13 protein-coding genes are annotated in these 15,791 nt (G+C 31.1%); 1 reads left to right on the forward strand and 12 read right to left on the reverse strand.

From position 1 onward, the window contains the following. Positions 1-103: 103 nt before the first annotated feature. Entirely contained in the window at positions 104-310 is a 207-nt protein-coding gene (locus CLRAG_RS18155; RefSeq protein ID WP_065079684.1) for a hypothetical protein, read from the forward strand. A gap of 36 nt (positions 311-346) precedes the next feature. On the opposite strand, the gene gatB is transcribed toward CLRAG_RS18155, so the two are convergent. The 12 genes from gatB to CLRAG_RS18215 all read right to left on the reverse strand — a co-directional run bounded on the left by gatB (position 347) and on the right by CLRAG_RS18215 (position 15,741). Further along, positions 347-1,777, reverse strand: a complete 1,431-nt coding sequence (gatB, locus tag CLRAG_RS18160; protein ID WP_065079685.1) for an Asp-tRNA(Asn)/Glu-tRNA(Gln) amidotransferase subunit GatB — start codon at positions 1,775-1,777, stop codon at positions 347-349. Between the two features lie 5 nt (positions 1,778-1,782). Continuing rightward, positions 1,783-3,240, reverse strand: coding sequence for an Asp-tRNA(Asn)/Glu-tRNA(Gln) amidotransferase subunit GatA (gene gatA / locus CLRAG_RS18165; RefSeq protein WP_065079686.1), 1,458 nt, complete (start codon positions 3,238-3,240; stop codon positions 1,783-1,785). Positions 3,241-3,259: 19 nt separating this feature from the next. After that, the gene (gatC, locus tag CLRAG_RS18170; RefSeq protein ID WP_065079687.1) at positions 3,260-3,547 is read right to left on the reverse strand and encodes an Asp-tRNA(Asn)/Glu-tRNA(Gln) amidotransferase subunit GatC; all 288 of its coding nucleotides are present in this window, start codon (positions 3,545-3,547) and stop codon (positions 3,260-3,262) included. A gap of 178 nt (positions 3,548-3,725) precedes the next feature. Continuing rightward, positions 3,726-4,457 carry a gamma-glutamyl-gamma-aminobutyrate hydrolase family protein gene (locus tag CLRAG_RS18175; protein ID WP_065079688.1) on the reverse strand — a complete coding sequence of 244 codons (732 nt, stop codon included), beginning with the start codon at positions 4,455-4,457 and terminating at the stop codon, positions 3,726-3,728. A 60-nt stretch (positions 4,458-4,517) separates the two neighbouring features. Then, positions 4,518-5,813 carry an APC family permease gene (locus tag CLRAG_RS18180; protein ID WP_065079689.1) on the reverse strand — a complete coding sequence of 432 codons (1,296 nt, stop codon included), beginning with the start codon at positions 5,811-5,813 and terminating at the stop codon, positions 4,518-4,520. 199 nt (positions 5,814-6,012) lie between these two features. Next, complete coding sequence (locus tag CLRAG_RS18185; protein ID WP_338030895.1) at positions 6,013-8,055, reverse strand: sigma-54 interaction domain-containing protein; 2,043 nt, start codon at positions 8,053-8,055, stop codon at positions 6,013-6,015. A gap of 72 nt (positions 8,056-8,127) precedes the next feature. Continuing rightward, complete coding sequence (locus CLRAG_RS18190) at positions 8,128-8,397, reverse strand: hypothetical protein (protein ID WP_065079691.1); 270 nt, start codon at positions 8,395-8,397, stop codon at positions 8,128-8,130. Between the two features lie 271 nt (positions 8,398-8,668). Next, positions 8,669-10,663, reverse strand: coding sequence for an NAD-dependent DNA ligase LigA (gene ligA, locus CLRAG_RS18195; RefSeq protein WP_065079692.1), 1,995 nt, complete (start codon positions 10,661-10,663; stop codon positions 8,669-8,671). Between the two features lie 32 nt (positions 10,664-10,695). Beyond that, entirely contained in the window at positions 10,696-12,936 is a 2,241-nt protein-coding gene (gene pcrA / locus CLRAG_RS18200) for a DNA helicase PcrA (RefSeq protein ID WP_065079693.1), read from the reverse strand. Between the two features lie 445 nt (positions 12,937-13,381). After that, positions 13,382-13,675 carry a YerC/YecD family TrpR-related protein gene (locus tag CLRAG_RS18205; RefSeq protein WP_063556227.1) on the reverse strand — a complete coding sequence of 98 codons (294 nt, stop codon included), beginning with the start codon at positions 13,673-13,675 and terminating at the stop codon, positions 13,382-13,384. Positions 13,676-13,967: 292 nt separating this feature from the next. Next, positions 13,968-14,684 carry a pseudouridine synthase gene (locus CLRAG_RS18210; RefSeq protein WP_065079694.1) on the reverse strand — a complete coding sequence of 239 codons (717 nt, stop codon included), beginning with the start codon at positions 14,682-14,684 and terminating at the stop codon, positions 13,968-13,970. 382 nt (positions 14,685-15,066) lie between these two features. Beyond that, on the reverse strand, positions 15,067-15,741 hold the full coding sequence (locus tag CLRAG_RS18215) for a lytic transglycosylase domain-containing protein (RefSeq protein ID WP_065079695.1): 675 nt from the start codon (positions 15,739-15,741) through the stop codon (positions 15,067-15,069). Positions 15,742-15,791 lie beyond the last annotated feature (50 nt).

Consider the following 15,791-nt stretch of genomic DNA (forward strand, 5'->3'; position numbering starts at 1 on the left):
ATTGTCACTTATTATAAAAATAAACAAATTAGGCTGTATTATTTTTAATCCATGTTTTTTATGATATAATGTTCACGTACATTTAGATATAAGGAGTGTAAATATGATACTTGCATTAGAAGTTTTAGGTATTTTAACTATGTGTACTATTATGTTTGTTTCAATTTGGGGATTTATAATTATGAAGCAGATGTTATCACAATTAAAATATAGAAATTACTTAGTAGAAAAACTAACTCAATATATGTATTTTTTGACAAAGAAAGATGATGGCTCTTTAACTAAAACGGACAATAAGAAAAAGGAATAAGAAAGCTTTAAAATAGTTTCCTATTCCTTTATTTAATTAGTTTTTATTAAATTCTCTATTTACAAGGTCATTTACAATCTTAGGATTTGCCTTTCCCTTAGTTTCTTTCATAACTAAACCTATCATAAATTTAATAGCTCTTTTCTTACCATTTTTATAATCTTCTAATGGTTTAGGATTGTCTTTCATAACCTTTTTTATTATCTTCAGGATTTCATCTTCACTGCTGTTTTGTAAAAAGTTCCTCTTCTCAATTATTTCTTCAGGTTTTGCACCACTTACAAACATTTCCTCTATTATTTCTGTACCTATATTATTAGAAATCATTCCTGAATCTATAAACCTTATTAAACTTACTAGGTCTTCCGGCTTAAATTTAAGTTTACTTAATGATACCGATTTTTCATTCATAAGCCTTGATATATCTCCCATAATCCAGTTAAAAGCAGCTTTAGGATTTCGGCTTAGCTTAGCAGTTTTCTCAAAGAAATCTGCTGCCCTCATATTTAATATTAGTACCTCAGCATCGTGTTTTGAGACATTGTACTCTTTAATAAATCTCTCCACTTTATCATAGGGAAGTTCAGGTATAGTTTTTCTTATTTTGTCTATCCATTCATTTGAAATATTTATAGCTGTTAAATCCCCTTCTGGAAAGTATCTATAATCTCTAGCTTGTTCTTTAGCCCTCATAACTTCAGTTCTATTTTTAGACTCATTCCATCTCCTGGTTTCTTGTACTATCTTTTCTCCAGATTCTACAGCCCTTACTTGCCTTAAATATTCATACTCAAAAGCTTTTTCAAGAGCTTTAAAGGAATTCACATTCTTTATTTCCACTTTTACACCAAATTTTCTACTGCCTTTAGGTCTTATGGATATATTGCCATCACATCTCAAAGAACCTTGTTCCATCTTACAATTTGAAACTCCTATGGATCTCAAAATATTTTTTAACTTCTGGAGATAACAGGTAGATTCCTCTGGGGTTCTTATATCTGGTTTGGACACCACCTCTATAAGAGGTACACCTGCCCTATTATAATTGATCAAGGTACCTGCCTTTGTATGGATTAATTTTGCTGCGTCCTCTTCCATATGTATTCTTTCAATGCCTATTTTCTTTTTTTCCCCCTCACTATTTTCTACCTCAATGTATCCATCGCTGCATAGAGGAAATCTGTGTTGGGTTATTTGATAATTTTTAGGGCAATCTGGGTAAAAATAATTTTTTCTATCCATTCTACTCTTTTTATTTATTGAACAATTAAGAGCAATTCCCGATTTTATTGTATACTCTATTACCTTTTTATTTATTCTAGGTAGCGCACCTGGAAGTGCAAGGCATATTGGACAAACGTGGCTATTGGGTTCTCCTCCAAATTCAGTGCTGCACCCACAATACATCTTAGTTTTTGTTGAAAGCTCCACATGAACTTCCAGGCCAATTACCAATTCATATTCCATAATTTTTACACCTCACTAATTTGTGGACTCATTTTATGCCAGTTAGTAGATTGTTCAAAACTATAAGCTATATTAAAGATCGTATCTTCTCTATAATAATTTGTCATAATTTGAAATCCTACTGGAAGTCCATCTACCATACCACAAGGTACAGATATAGCCGGCATACCGGATACATTAGCAGGAAGCACATAAACATCCGAAAGATACATAGATAATGCATTCTTTTTCTTCTCGCCTATTTTAAATGCAGTAGTAGGTGAAGTAGGTGCTATAAGTGCATCAAATTCCTTCATGACTTCCTCAAATTGGTTTTTTATAAGGTTTCTAACTTTAAGTGCCTTTTCATAATACTCATCATAGTAACCTTTAGAAAGCATATATGTCCCTAACATTATCCTTCTCTTAACTTCCATTCCCAGTGCTTCACTTCTAGATTTAAAATATAAGTCCATGTAGTCTTTAAAATTTTTTGATCTATACCCATATCTTATTCCGTCAAATCTAGCTAAATTTGAGGAAACTTCAGCACTTGCAATTACATAATAAACTGCCATGGAGTACTTTACTAGTGGAATAGAACACTCTTTAACCTCAGCTCCATTTGCTTTTAGTACATCTACAGCTTCTTCTATGGATTTTCTAATTCTATCATCTAACCCATCCTCAAAATATTCTTTAGGTATACCTATCTTCATTCCCTTAATATCTTTAGTCAAACTTTTGCTGTAATCCGGTACTTTCATATCCACTGTAGTAAAATCATTTTTATCAGGTCCTGCTATACATTGTGTTAAACATGCGCAATCTTCTATATCTGCTGACATAAGACCTATTTGGTCTAAAGTTGAAGCAAAAGCAACTGCTCCATACCTAGAAACTCTTCCGTAAGTTGGCTTTAAACCTACTACACCACACAGACATGCAGGCTGCCTTACAGAACCACCTGTATCTGTTCCAAGAGACATTACAGATTCACCAGCTGAAACTGAAACAGCCGATCCACCTGAAGATCCTCCTGGAACTCTGCTTAAATCCCAGGGATTTCTGGCTAACTTAAAAACACTTTTTTCATTTGAAGATCCCATGGCAAATTCATCCATATTTGCTTTTCCAATTATTATTCCATCTTCAGCTTCTATTCTTTTTATTACGCTAGCATCATAAGGAGATATGTATCCCTGAAGCATCTTTGAAGCACAAGAGTTTTGCATACCCTTAACGCTTATATTGTCTTTTATAGAAATAGGTATTCCAAAAAGTCTGCCCATTTTTTCACCATGTTTTATTTTCTTATCCAAATCCTTTGCTCTTTTAAGTGCTCCCTCTTTTTCTACATATAAATAAGCTCCCAATGTAGTATCAAATTTATCTATTCTATTTAAATAGGATCTTACAATTTCTTCTACACTTATTTCTTTGTTTTTTAACATATTTTTAATTTCATGTGCAGTCAGCTTCATAAAACCACCTCCTGTAAAATTATTCTATTACTTGGGGTACTACTATATATTCTTTAAGATTTTGTGGTGAATTATCCAGTACTTCTTTTATATCCATAGATTCTTCCACATTATCTTCTCTAAATTTATTTTCCATACAATATGGATTTATGGTTATATTCACTCCATCTGTATTTAGTTCATTTAAGTTTTCCATATATTTAAACATTCTATCTAATTCTTCTATGACTTCTTTTTCTTCTTCTTCATTAAACTCCAGCTTAGCAAGCTGAGCTACATATTTCATTTCTTCTTTTTTAACTCTCATAAATGCATCTCCTATCCCTTTTTATTAATGGAGTAAAAACTAAATATTTATTTTATTCATCAAACCTATTTTGTACAAAAACGGATAGTCTTAACTATCCGTTTTCAATAGAATAAAATATGGTAAATCTCATTACATTTTTGTTATATTTTATATCATCTTAGCTAATATATCAATATCATACACTTTTGTTCCTTGAAACAGACACTAACTTTTTAAATATTTCAAGCATTTGCTCGCTATTACCTGCAAGTCCCTCCGGATGCCATTGAACACCCAAAATAAAATTATCCTTTGTTTTTTCTATAGATTCTATTACACCATCTTTGGCTACTGAACCTACTTTAAACCCTTTTGCTAGATCTTTTATACCTTGATGGTGAAAACTATTTACCATAGACTTTTCTCCAAGTATGGGATACAATATGCTATCTTTTTTTACAAATATAGTATGACTTGTAAAGCTTCTGCTGGAATCTTGAGAATGTTTAATATAAAATCCATCCTTATCATCAAGATCTTGATATAAGGTTCCTCCAAAATATACATTTATTATTTGCAGCCCTCTGCAAATGCCAAGTATCGGCTTTTTCAAGCTGCATGCTGCCTTAATGAGCTTAAAATTAAAATTATCCAGCTCATATGAAGTAAATCCCTGAGCCTTTCTAGGTTCTTCTCCATATAATATGGGATTCACATCATATCCACCAGAAATAATTATTCCATCAACTCTTTTTACTTGATCAAAAATATACTCTTCATTTTCAATCACAGGAAGTATTATCGGTGAGGCCCCAGCCAAAGTTACAGATGAAACATAATCACTATTCACATATGTCCTTTTCATTCCAGGAACTGGTCCACCTTCCATTGCTAATATATTACCTGATATTCCGATAATCGTATTCATATCTTTTCCTCCCTGATAGCTATTTTAAATTCAATATAATTTTTATAATATCTTTAATTTTTAAACACTTGCATTTTTAGATAAATTGTTTACTTTATAATGCTTCATTATAAAGTAAATAGGTGCACAAATAACCAAGGCACCAAGTCCCCAAATCAATTGTTTAGGAGTAGCCTTTGTCAAAATCCATATACTTGCTATCACAGATAGTATCGGAAGTACTGGTCCAAATGGAACTCTAAATGTTGATTTTTCATTTGGTCTCTTCTTTCTAAGCATAATAATTGCAAGACATGTAGGTATGTATTGGGTAAACCTTGATACAACACTTATTGCAGCAAGCTGTATAAAGCTTCCAGTTAAGACCAAAGGAATTGCAACACAAACTGTTATTATAATTGCTATATATGGTGTGCCAAATCTGCTTTTTTTTCTTATTACTTTTGGAAGCACTCCTCCTTCAGATAATGCAACAGCAGATCTTGGGGTATTAAAAGAACAGCTAATATTTATTCCTAATATGGAAATAATAGTTCCAATAGTAACTAAAATTTTACCTAATGGTCCTAAAAAAACTTTTGCGGCATCGGCTACAGGTGTCGAAGACTGAGCAAGTTGTATTCCTAGTATTCCAATAGATACAACTTGTATGAGGACATAAATAGTAGACGCCAAAACCATAGTAATTATTATTGCAATAGGTAAATTTTTCTTTGGGTTGTCCATATCTTCAGCTGCAACTGCAATAGTTTCAAACCCAGTAAAAGCATAAAATACAACTATGAGTGTTGAACCTAATGCAGATGAATTTATAGGTACAGTTGAAATGTAATTACCACCTTTTATAAAAAATATTCCAATAGCTATAAAAAGTATAAGAGGCAATAATTTAGCAATCGTTGCAATATTATTAAGATACTTTACTATCTCTATACCTAAAATATTAATTATGCCTAATCCTAATATTATTGAAATAGCTATTATATTTTTCATCATTCCATGTGCAACTTGAGGCCATATTGCCCCCAATGCTGTTGGAAATGCCACTGCCATAGTAGCCCATGCTACAATGCTTACAATCCACTTCATTACTCCAACTTCAAAACCTGCAAAATTGCCGAAAGCTTCTTTTGCATAAATATATGGTCCTCCTGCTTTATCAAACAATCCCGCAGCCTCAGCAAAGCAAAGACTCATTGATAATACAAGAATCATATCTATAACATAAGCCCATATGCTTTTAGAGCCCATTACAGCATAAGCTTTACCTGGAAGTAAAAAAATGCCAGAACCTATTACGCCATTAATTCCAAGCAATACAATACTCCAAAATCCAAACTTTTTTTTATTATTCATTTCGTAATCTCCCTTCTTCATTTAATATGAAAATATATTTTGTTTAAAATAGTCAAAATATTGAGCCTTATGTATATCTCACCCACCTTTCATAATTATTTATTTTTATAAGCATTTTTCATGCCATAAGTTAAAGCAAATAAATAACCTATGCACGTTTTATTTGCATAGGTTATTTATATTGAATAGGTTATTTAGGCTATAATTTTGTCCTATTTTCCATCCATTTTAAAAAATTGTCCCCTTTTGTTGTAATTTTGCTTCCGCCTCTTCCTAAGTTGCATAATATTAATGACAATTTGTTTAAAATGCTCATTATTCTTCTTATTTCAGCTTCACTTAGTCTTATATTTTTTGCTTCCATAATCTTCTTTATACTTTTTCTACCAATTCCTGATTTCAAAATTCCTTGTTCCTTAATAATTTTCAATATTAATACTGAATTCAAAATACAATTTTTAGATTTCAAATACGTAATTTCTTTATCAAAGTCTATATTATAGTCAACCAAATAATAAGGCAAGTCTCTAGCTTTTACTTCTTCTTCATCATTCATAATCTTTATATAGGAAGCAACGTTTTGAATTTCCCTTATATTGCCCGGCCAAGAATAATTCATAAAAATTTCTATGACTTCATCAGATAATCTTATATTCCTTTTTCTTCCCATAAAATATTTTATAAGAGAAATGATATCTTCTTTTCTTTCTCTTACAGGTGGTATATTTATAGGAAGCACATTGATTCTATAAAATAAATCTTTTCTAAATTGTCCTTTCTCTATCATTTGAAGCAAATTTTTATTTGTAGCTGAAATAACTCTGATATCAATATTTATAAGCCCATCAGAACCTATCCTCATTACTTGTTTTTCCTGCAGCACTCTAAGCAATCTGGCTTGCAGTGTTAAAGGCATATCACCTATTTCATCCAGAAATATAGTTCCCATATTAGCTTGTTCAAATAATCCTACTTTTCCTTCTTTGCGTGCACCTGTGAAGGCCCCACTTTCATATCCAAACAATTCACTTTCTAACAAACTTTCAGGAACTGCAGCACAATTTATGGCAACAAAAGGCCTGTTTTTTCTCAAAGATGCATTGTGTATTGATTGAGCAAAAAGTTCCTTGCCAGTACCACTCTCACCCGTTATCAAAACTGTCAAATCTGATTTTGCAACTTTATTACCTAGTTTTATGCATTCTTTTATACTGTTTGAATTTGTTTTTATGGAATTAAAATCATACCTTGCTATAAGTCCTTTATTGCTATATTTTAATGTTAGTTTTTTTGCAAGCTGCTCCAAATATGTAACTTCACTTATACTAATATAGCATCCTTTTTTTTCTCCATAGTAGTTAACAATTTCTTTATTGACTACTATAAACTTGTCTCTATATTCTATGAGTTCGTCCTTAACACTATTTTTTCCAAGCAAGCATACCAAATTTTTATCCAATACATTTTTTATATTTTTACATTTTATATTTTCTCTTATATTGAATAACCTTTCAAAAGCATTATTGTAAAATGATATCTTTCCATCTAAATCTGTAAACATTATTCCTTCTTTGGACATATTAAGTACTGCATTCAGATCTTCATTTTTAATGTAAAGCTCTTTATATTTATCCTTGATACCAATATCTAAATTTACAATTTTTTCTGAATATTTAAACAGCCTGGTATCAATTACTCTGCTTTTAAACATTAATTTATTAGAAATATTAATAAAGGTAGATATATCAATACACCGATTTCCTATGTCTATAACTTTTTCAATATATTTTGGCACTCTGGAAGATTCACCAGGAGTTATTGCAAATTTTATGTTTTCATATGTTTGATTTTCATCATAAGGTATAAGGGTAATATTATTTACACCTATCCTATATAATAGAGATATGGTTTCTAATGTAGCCGATTTTGCATTATTTACCACAAGAGCTTTAGTGCCCTGGGGAATATTAAATATTTTATAAACTTCATTTTCTTTTATCGTTCTTTCAATAACTATTATATTCTTTTTATTTTTTACATATCTCTCTATTTCAATTGCTATTTCATGATTCATTATCAATATCACATCATCATCTATCTTATCTGTACTTTTAAGCTCATTCAAATAATAATTATTTATTGCAACAAAACCCTTATATATATTTTCTATACTGCTTTTCAAAAATTCAGCCACTAAAGAATTGCTATTTGTAACAATTCCAATAGATTTCAATATATTCACCCCCAAGCTGTCGCCCATGTTGGGCGTACCTAAAAAAATAAGACAATCTACCAAAAGATTGTCTCTATAATCTTAATAAACTTTCATATACATAAAAAACATAGTTGCGCAAGCTATCAATACACATGTTATAGGGTATACTATATTTCTAAAGTTAGCTCTAGAAATTATCATATTTATAGCCCAAGCTACCATAGTAACAAATATGCTCCACTGAAGCGTGCAATAATCATTAAAGTACTTTACATATGTAAAATGATATGTAGTAAGGAGTGTTAAAATCAATGTTAAGATAGTAAAAATAACTCCTATCCACCCTAATAAATTTATTGTCCTTTTCATTTTTATCCTCCACTATAGTGATCCCAAGCAAAATTTAGTAGCATATTAAAGGAAATAAGCTGCCTCTAACCTAGAATCTCTATACTATACAAATAGTTTAACTTTCATATGAAATTAAACTATTCTTATAATAATCCTTTTTTACTTCTTTGTAAATATTTATAGCATGCTTTCAAATTCATTTTTCCTTTATTATTTTAATTCAAAATCTTAATAATTCTTCTATGCTCCTTATTATATTTCCCTGTTTAAAAAATTCTATTATTTATTTTTATTTAAGCATTTGCAATAATTCCGCTTCAGATATTACCTTAACACCTAATTTCTGAGCCTTAGTTACTTTGCTTCCAGGAGCATCCCCTGCAAGTACATATGTAGTTTTCTTAGATACCGAACCTGATACCTTGCCGCCGTGTTTCTCTATAAGCTCCTTTGCTTCAGTTCTTCCCATTGATGGCAGCGTTCCTGTAATAACAAACTTACTGCCTTCAAGTAAATTATCTGCTTCTTTATCTTCGTTCATTACCATATTTACACCGCATTTAGCAAGTTCACTTATAATTTTAAGGTTATCTTCATTTTTGAAATATTCAAATATTGTTGAAGCACTTATATCACCAATATCAGGTACCTTCTTGATTTCATCAATATCTGCATTAATGAGATTATCAATAGATTTAAAATATTTCATAAGTTCTTTAGCTGTTGACTTACCAACATTAGATATACCCAAACTTGCCAATAACCGATGTGGTTCATTCTTCTTTGAATTTTCAATAACATCAAGAAGTTTATCTGTATTCTTTTCTTTGCCGATTATGCCTTCTTCAACAAGCTTATCTCTATATTCATTAAGGTGATAAATATCCGGTATATCATCTATATATCCTTTATCAACAAGCTGTTCAACATAAGCTGCACCAAATCCTTTAATATCCATGCAGTCCCTGCTTACAAAATTAATAATTCTTTTTACAAGCATAGATGGACAGTTAATGTTAGTACACTTAATGTCAGCTGCACCTTCTTCTCTGGCAACTGGACTGCCGCATACAGGACACTTATCTGGAAACTGAAATTTAACTGTTCCTTCAGGACGTTTTTCGTGTATAACTTTCTTGATCTTAGGGATAATTTCTCCTGATTTATATACTACAATAATATCGCCAACGCCTACATCCAGTTCATCAATAAAATCTTGATTATGGAGAGTGGCTCTTGATACGCTTGTACCACACAACCTTATTGGCTCAAAAATAGCAACAGGGGTAATCCTTCCAGTCCTTCCTACCGTAAGTTCAATATCAAGGAGCTTAGTTTCTTTTTCTTCAGGTGGATATTTATAAGCAATAGCCCACTTTGGAACTTTAGAAGTACTACCAAGTTCCGTTCTGTATGCTAAATTATTGATTTTAATAACCGCACCATCAATATCATAATCTAAATCTCCGCGGTTTTCACCAATTTTTTCAATGGCATCCCATATTTCACAAGTAGTCTTACATACTGTATAATTCTCAATAACTTTAATGCCCTGTTTTTTTAGAAATTCATAACCTTCGGTATGAGTTTTAAACTCCATACCCCGAACATCTTGAACATTAAAAATAAAAAGAGATAAATTTCTTTCTTTTGTAACTTTACTGTCCAGCTGTCTAAGAGTACCTGCTGCACAGTTTCTAGGATTAGCAAATACCTTTTTACCCAAGAGTTCCTGATGTTCATTAACATTTTGAAAAGCCTCTTTAGTCATATAGACTTCTCCACGAATCTCCAGATACGGAATCTTATCTTTAAGTGATTTAACTACATCATTTATCACTTTAGCATTCACCGTAACATCTTCACCATAAACAATACCATCACCTCTAGTAATAGCAGTTATAAGCTTTCCATCTTCATAGCGTAAAGCCATTGATAAACCATCAATTTTTGTTTCTACTACAAATTCTACATCAGGAAATTGAGCTTTAACATCATTAACAAATTGTTCAACGTCCTCTTTGTTAAAAACATCCCTAAGGCTTAACATAGGAACTCTATGTCTAACAAGTACGCCTGCTTCACGTTTAGCATCACCTCCTACATACTGAGTAGGAGAATCCGGAGTAATAATCTCTGGATGTTCTCTTTCTATATTCTTTAGTTCCTGCATTAACATATCATATTCATAATCAGATATTTCAGGATTATCCTGATTGTAATACCTATCATTATGATAAGTAATTATTTTCTTTAATTCATTATATCTATCTTCATATATCAAAGCTAAAATCCTCCATAAACAATAAATGCAACTTATACAGCTTCCAGCGGTGCTACTCCGTACATTAAATTTTTTATTCCCATCTTATCAAAAACTATAGTAAGTTTTATATCACTGCCACTTTTAGATATACTTACAATAGTCCCTAATCCAAACTTTCCATGTTTAACTTTTGTTCCTTCTTTTATATTCTCTAGTTTTAAATAATTACCCTTTGGTACATTTTCTACAGAAGGAGATACTGGATTTTCTATCAAGCTGCTCTGGTGAACCTTTTTACCCCAGGAAAAAGTATTTTTGTTTAATTGCTTATTTATAGGACTAGTAAAATTGGATTTTTTTAAACTATCATACTCTATAAGGTCATGAGATATCTCACTTATAAAACTGGACTGCTGGTAAGATACCATTCTTCCAAATACCCTTCTGGTTTCCGCAGAAGTCATATAAAGTTTTTCCTTAGCTCTAGTTATTCCAACATAACAAAGCCTTCTAGACTCTTCCATTTCCTTAAACTCATTTAAAGACTGGGTTCCCGGAAATATTCCATTTTCCATTCCCGCCATAAAGACTACAGGAAACTCTAATCCTTTAGCACTATGTACTGTCATAAGTACAACTGAGTCAGCATCTTGATCAAAATTATCTACATCTGAAACCAAAGTCACCTTCTCTAAAAATGCAGAAAGAGACGGATCTTCTGAAGAAGTTTCAAACTCTGCAGCAGCAGACACAAGCTCCTGTAGATTTTCTACCCTGCTTATACTATCTGCCTCATTTGAATCTTTAAGTTCCTCTAAATATCCAGTAGTATCTAATATCTCCTTTATAAGACTGGACACAGTAATCTTGTCCCTGCTTCTTATAAAACTGTTTATAAGGCTTACAAATTTATTTATGCAATTAATATTTCTCTTTGTTAAATTTAAAACTTCATCTATAGCTAAAAGTACGTTGTACATGGACTCATTCATAGAATTAGCAAAATCCTGTATTTTCTGTACTGTAGAATCCCCTATACTTCTCTTTGGCACATTTATTATCCTTCTTAAACTAACATCATCTAAAGGATTATTTATAAACTTTAAATAAGCCATAATATCCTTTATTTCTTTTCTGTCGTAGAACTTTAAGCCTCCAATAATTCTATAGGGAATATTTGATTTCATAAATACATCTTCAAATATACGGGATTGGGCATTAGTTCTATAAAGTATTGCAAAATCCTTATAATGTTTGCTTTCATCCTCTTTTAGTATTTCTTTGATCTTAGATGCAATATACCTGCCTTCATCTATATCTGAATAAGCCCTATATAATTTTATTTTGTCTCCATTTTCACTTTCAGTTCTCAGTATTTTTTCTTTTCTATTTGAATTATTACTTATGACATCATTAGCTGCCTTCAATATATTACCCTTGGATCTATAATTTTGCTCTAACTTTATTACCTTTGCATTTGGATAATCTTTTTCAAAATCCAAAATATTTTTTATGTCCGCACCTCTCCAAGCATAAATACATTGATCATCGTCTCCTACTACACATATATTTTTATGTGCCTTTGCAAGAAGCCTTACAAACTCGTATTGAGATCTATTGGTATCTTGATATTCGTCTACCATTATGTACTTAAACTTTCTCTGATAAAATTCCAGTACATCTTCATTTTCCTTAAAAAGCTGTACAGTTTTATATATAAGATCATCAAAATCCAATGCATTGTTATCCTTGAGTTTTTTTTGATATAACAAATAAACATCTGCAATTCTATTCATTCTGAAGTTTCCTTCATTTTCTTTTTTAAATTGCTGTGGAGATATTAAATTATCTTTTTGTCCACTAATTTTATTTATTATCTCTCTGTCAGTTATATCCTTGTCACTTATATTTAACTCTTTCATACACTGTTTTATAAGTACTTTTTGATCATAACTATCATATATTGCAAAATTCTTATTATATTCTAATTTATCTATTTCTCTTCTAAGTATTCTTACACAGCTTGAATGAAATGTAGATACCCACATTCCATCTACTTCATCTCCTACTAATTCTTTTATCCTGTCTTTCATCTCTCCTGCAGCCTTATTAGTAAAAGTTATAGCCAGTATTTTAGAAGGATATATATTCATATCCTTAATCATATGAGCAATTCTATAAGTTAAAACTCTGGTCTTTCCAGAACCTGCCCCAGCTAAAATCAATAGAGGACCGTCTACATATACTGCTGCTTCATACTGTTCTTTATTCAAAAGGCTTTTTAAATCCATAACATTCACTCCTGTTTGTTTATCCGATGGCTACCAGCCGTAATACCCCCATCTCACACAGCGAAAGCGACTATCACCAAATCAAAGATTTGGGATATCTGCTTTTCTTATAAAGTTGGGAATATTAGAACTCTTGAGCTTCAGCGATTTAGAGTTCTTATGCTGTGCATAACGGCTGCTACGCCCCTGGATAACGATTTTCCCTAAAGGATAACGCCTTCTAAGTGCTAAAGCACTAAGAATCCTGTTAATAAGTTTCAGATGGATAAAAAACTCCACCTGAAACCAAGAACTCTGTTTATCTCCCCTAATTTAAAGTAGATACAGAGATACTTCCTGTTTAATATTATAACATTCTACAATTAATTTAATCATGAAAAGCATAAAAAATGTGCTGATATTTTTATCAACACACGAAAAAATTTATTTGTACTGATTGAATATATTATTTTAATCTTCCTAAGACTATCTTATAACCGTCACTTCCATAATTCAAACACCTATTGACCCTACTTATGGTAGCAGTACTTGCCCCTGTTGCAGCTGCAATGTCCAAATACGTTTTTTTGTTTTTCAACATTCTAGCTACCTGAAGCCTCTGTTCTAATGCCTTTATTTCATTTATAGTACATATATCCTCAAAGAATCTATAACACTCTTCTTTTGTCTTTAAAGACAATACTGCCTCACACAAGTAATCCATTTCTTTACTCTGTAATTTAGATTTATATTCTTCCATGAACTACACTCCTTATTCATGTACATTTAATGTTAATATTCCCCCTTTAATTTTATCACGTATTAAAACATTAATCTATAAAATTGTAGATAATTAAATTCAAAAAAGCAAAAACAGCCCATTGGGGCATGGACTGTTTTGCTCATAAATAAAAAGGGGGCTATTCATTCCTTTTATTTATCCTTGCAACTTAATTATAGTAAAACTTGAATAAAATATCAAGTAAAATCTGATACATTTATGCACATATAATTGTAAATTTAATATAATTATGATTGAATTTAATTCATATTTAAATTCTTTTTATACTTTCAATCTCATTTTTAGATAATTCCCTATATTCTCCCAAATTTAGATCTTTATCCAACTCCATAGGTCCAAATTTTATTCTCTTTAAATAAACTACATTTTTTCCTAATGCATTAAACATTCTTTTAACTTGATGAAACTTTCCTTCCTGTATAGTAACTTCTACCTTAGCACCATCTTCATTCGATTCCATAATATGTAGTTTACCCGGTAAACATTTATAACCATCTTTTAGTTGTATTCCTTTTTTAAACCTATTTACATCTCTTTCATCCAAATACTTATCTATTTCAGCATAGTAAACTTTGTCTACATGATTTTTAGGTGATATCATCCTGTGATTTAGCTCACCATCATTTGTAATAAGCAAAAGTCCTTCCGTATCTTTATCTAGCCTTCCTACTGGAAATGGTTTAAATGCCTGATACTCAGGCTCTAAAATGTCTATAACTGTTTCATCATAATTGTCAAAAGTTGCCGACACTACTCCTTGAGGCTTATTCATTAATAAATATATATTTTTTTTGTACTCTACAACATTACCTCCAACTTCTATTGTGCTTTTATCAGGATCTATTTTCATAGAACTATCTTTTATAACAGTGCCATCTATTTTTACTTCTCCATTTTTTACTACAGCTTTTATCTCTTTTCTTGTTCCAAAGCCTAAATTTGCTAAAACCTTGTCTATTCTATCCATATTTTCGCCTCCTCTCATATATTATACCCTTTTCTGCATTTATAGAAAATATACTATTATAATTAAGAATTAATAGTTATGGACAATTTTCTTTCGTTAAAACTTCAGAAAATCTAAAATATAGCGTTATTAAAGCAAAGCTTCAATAAGCTTTAAATATAAGATTTTTCACAGCATAGTGGAGAAAAATCCTCATTCACTATTCACTTTTAATTATTAATTCTTAGTCCAAAATTCAGACAATTGACCTAATTACTGCATAAGTATAATTCTTGGCACCGCACAAAAATACAGGATATTAATATATTTTACTAATATCCTGTATTTTGTATAATTAAGTATTTGTTACAATTTTATATAAATGTCATTAGAAAAAGCCCTACTATTTTCCGTAATATTTCATAACTTTTTGTACATAATCTCTCGTTTCATAAGGTAATCTTGAAATACCCGAAGTACTGCTAACACCCCTAGACTGCAAAGTGCCGGGACCCGCATTATATGCAGCTAGTGCAAGTTCCTTGTTGTTTCCATACATATTAAGCATTTCTTTTAAGTATTTAGTACCTCCATCTACATTCTGATCTATGTTATATGGGTCACTGACCCCAAGTTCTCTAGCAGTACCTGGCATAAGCTGCATAAGTCCTTCAGCTCCTGCACCGGATGTAGAATTTGGATTAAAATCAGATTCTTGTTTTATAACTGCCTTTATTAAATTAGCATCCACCCCGTATTTTCTTGAAGCATTTGCAATTGCCTCATCAATACTTGCAGACCCACTCTGTATGTCACTTTTTACACTATTATAGACAGTATTTAACCTTTGGCCTGCCCCATATCCTAGTTTACTAAGATCTTCTTGTCCCAAATTTAATTTAGACAAGTCAATATTTCCACTGCTGTCTGATAATGCTTTAGTTAAGCTTTCCATTACAAGTTGAAAGGAATCAGAATCTCCAAAGGCTTGTTTTAATATTTGAGTCATCATCTCATATTGTAATACTTTTTGAAGATTTGTATTTTGATTCTCATTACTTACGTTATTTACACTCATTTTTTCACCTGCTTAAAAACATAATCTACTCATTTTCATCGTATTAATAT

Origin of the sequence: Clostridium ragsdalei P11 (assembly GCF_001675165.1) — a bacterium.
GTDB classification, from domain to species: Bacteria; Bacillota; Clostridia; order Clostridiales; family Clostridiaceae; genus Clostridium_B; species Clostridium_B ragsdalei.

Bases quoted from the DNA above. Each gene is read 5' to 3' on its own strand.
- CLRAG_RS18155 (WP_065079684.1), top strand. From the start codon at position 104: ATGATACTTGCATTAGAAGTTTTAGGTATTTTAACTATGTGTACTATT.
- gatB (WP_065079685.1), bottom strand. From the start codon at position 1,777: ATGGAATATGAATTGGTAATTGGCCTGGAAGTTCATGTGGAGCTTTCA.
- gatA (WP_065079686.1), bottom strand. From the start codon at position 3,240: ATGAAGCTGACTGCACATGAAATTAAAAATATGTTAAAAAACAAAGAA.
- gatC (WP_065079687.1), bottom strand. From the start codon at position 3,547: ATGAGAGTTAAAAAAGAAGAAATGAAATATGTAGCTCAGCTTGCTAAG.
- CLRAG_RS18175 (WP_065079688.1), bottom strand. From the start codon at position 4,457: ATGAATACGATTATCGGAATATCAGGTAATATATTAGCAATGGAAGGT.
- CLRAG_RS18180 (WP_065079689.1), bottom strand. From the start codon at position 5,813: ATGAATAATAAAAAAAAGTTTGGATTTTGGAGTATTGTATTGCTTGGA.
- CLRAG_RS18190 (WP_065079691.1), bottom strand. From the start codon at position 8,397: ATGAAAAGGACAATAAATTTATTAGGGTGGATAGGAGTTATTTTTACT.
- pcrA (WP_065079693.1), bottom strand. From the start codon at position 12,936: ATGGATTTAAAAAGCCTTTTGAATAAAGAACAGTATGAAGCAGCAGTA.
- CLRAG_RS18205 (WP_063556227.1), bottom strand. From the start codon at position 13,675: ATGGAAGAATATAAATCTAAATTACAGAGTAAAGAAATGGATTACTTG.
- CLRAG_RS18210 (WP_065079694.1), bottom strand. From the start codon at position 14,684: ATGGATAGAATAGACAAGGTTTTAGCAAATTTAGGCTTTGGAACAAGA.
- CLRAG_RS18215 (WP_065079695.1), bottom strand. From the start codon at position 15,741: ATGAGTGTAAATAACGTAAGTAATGAGAATCAAAATACAAATCTTCAA.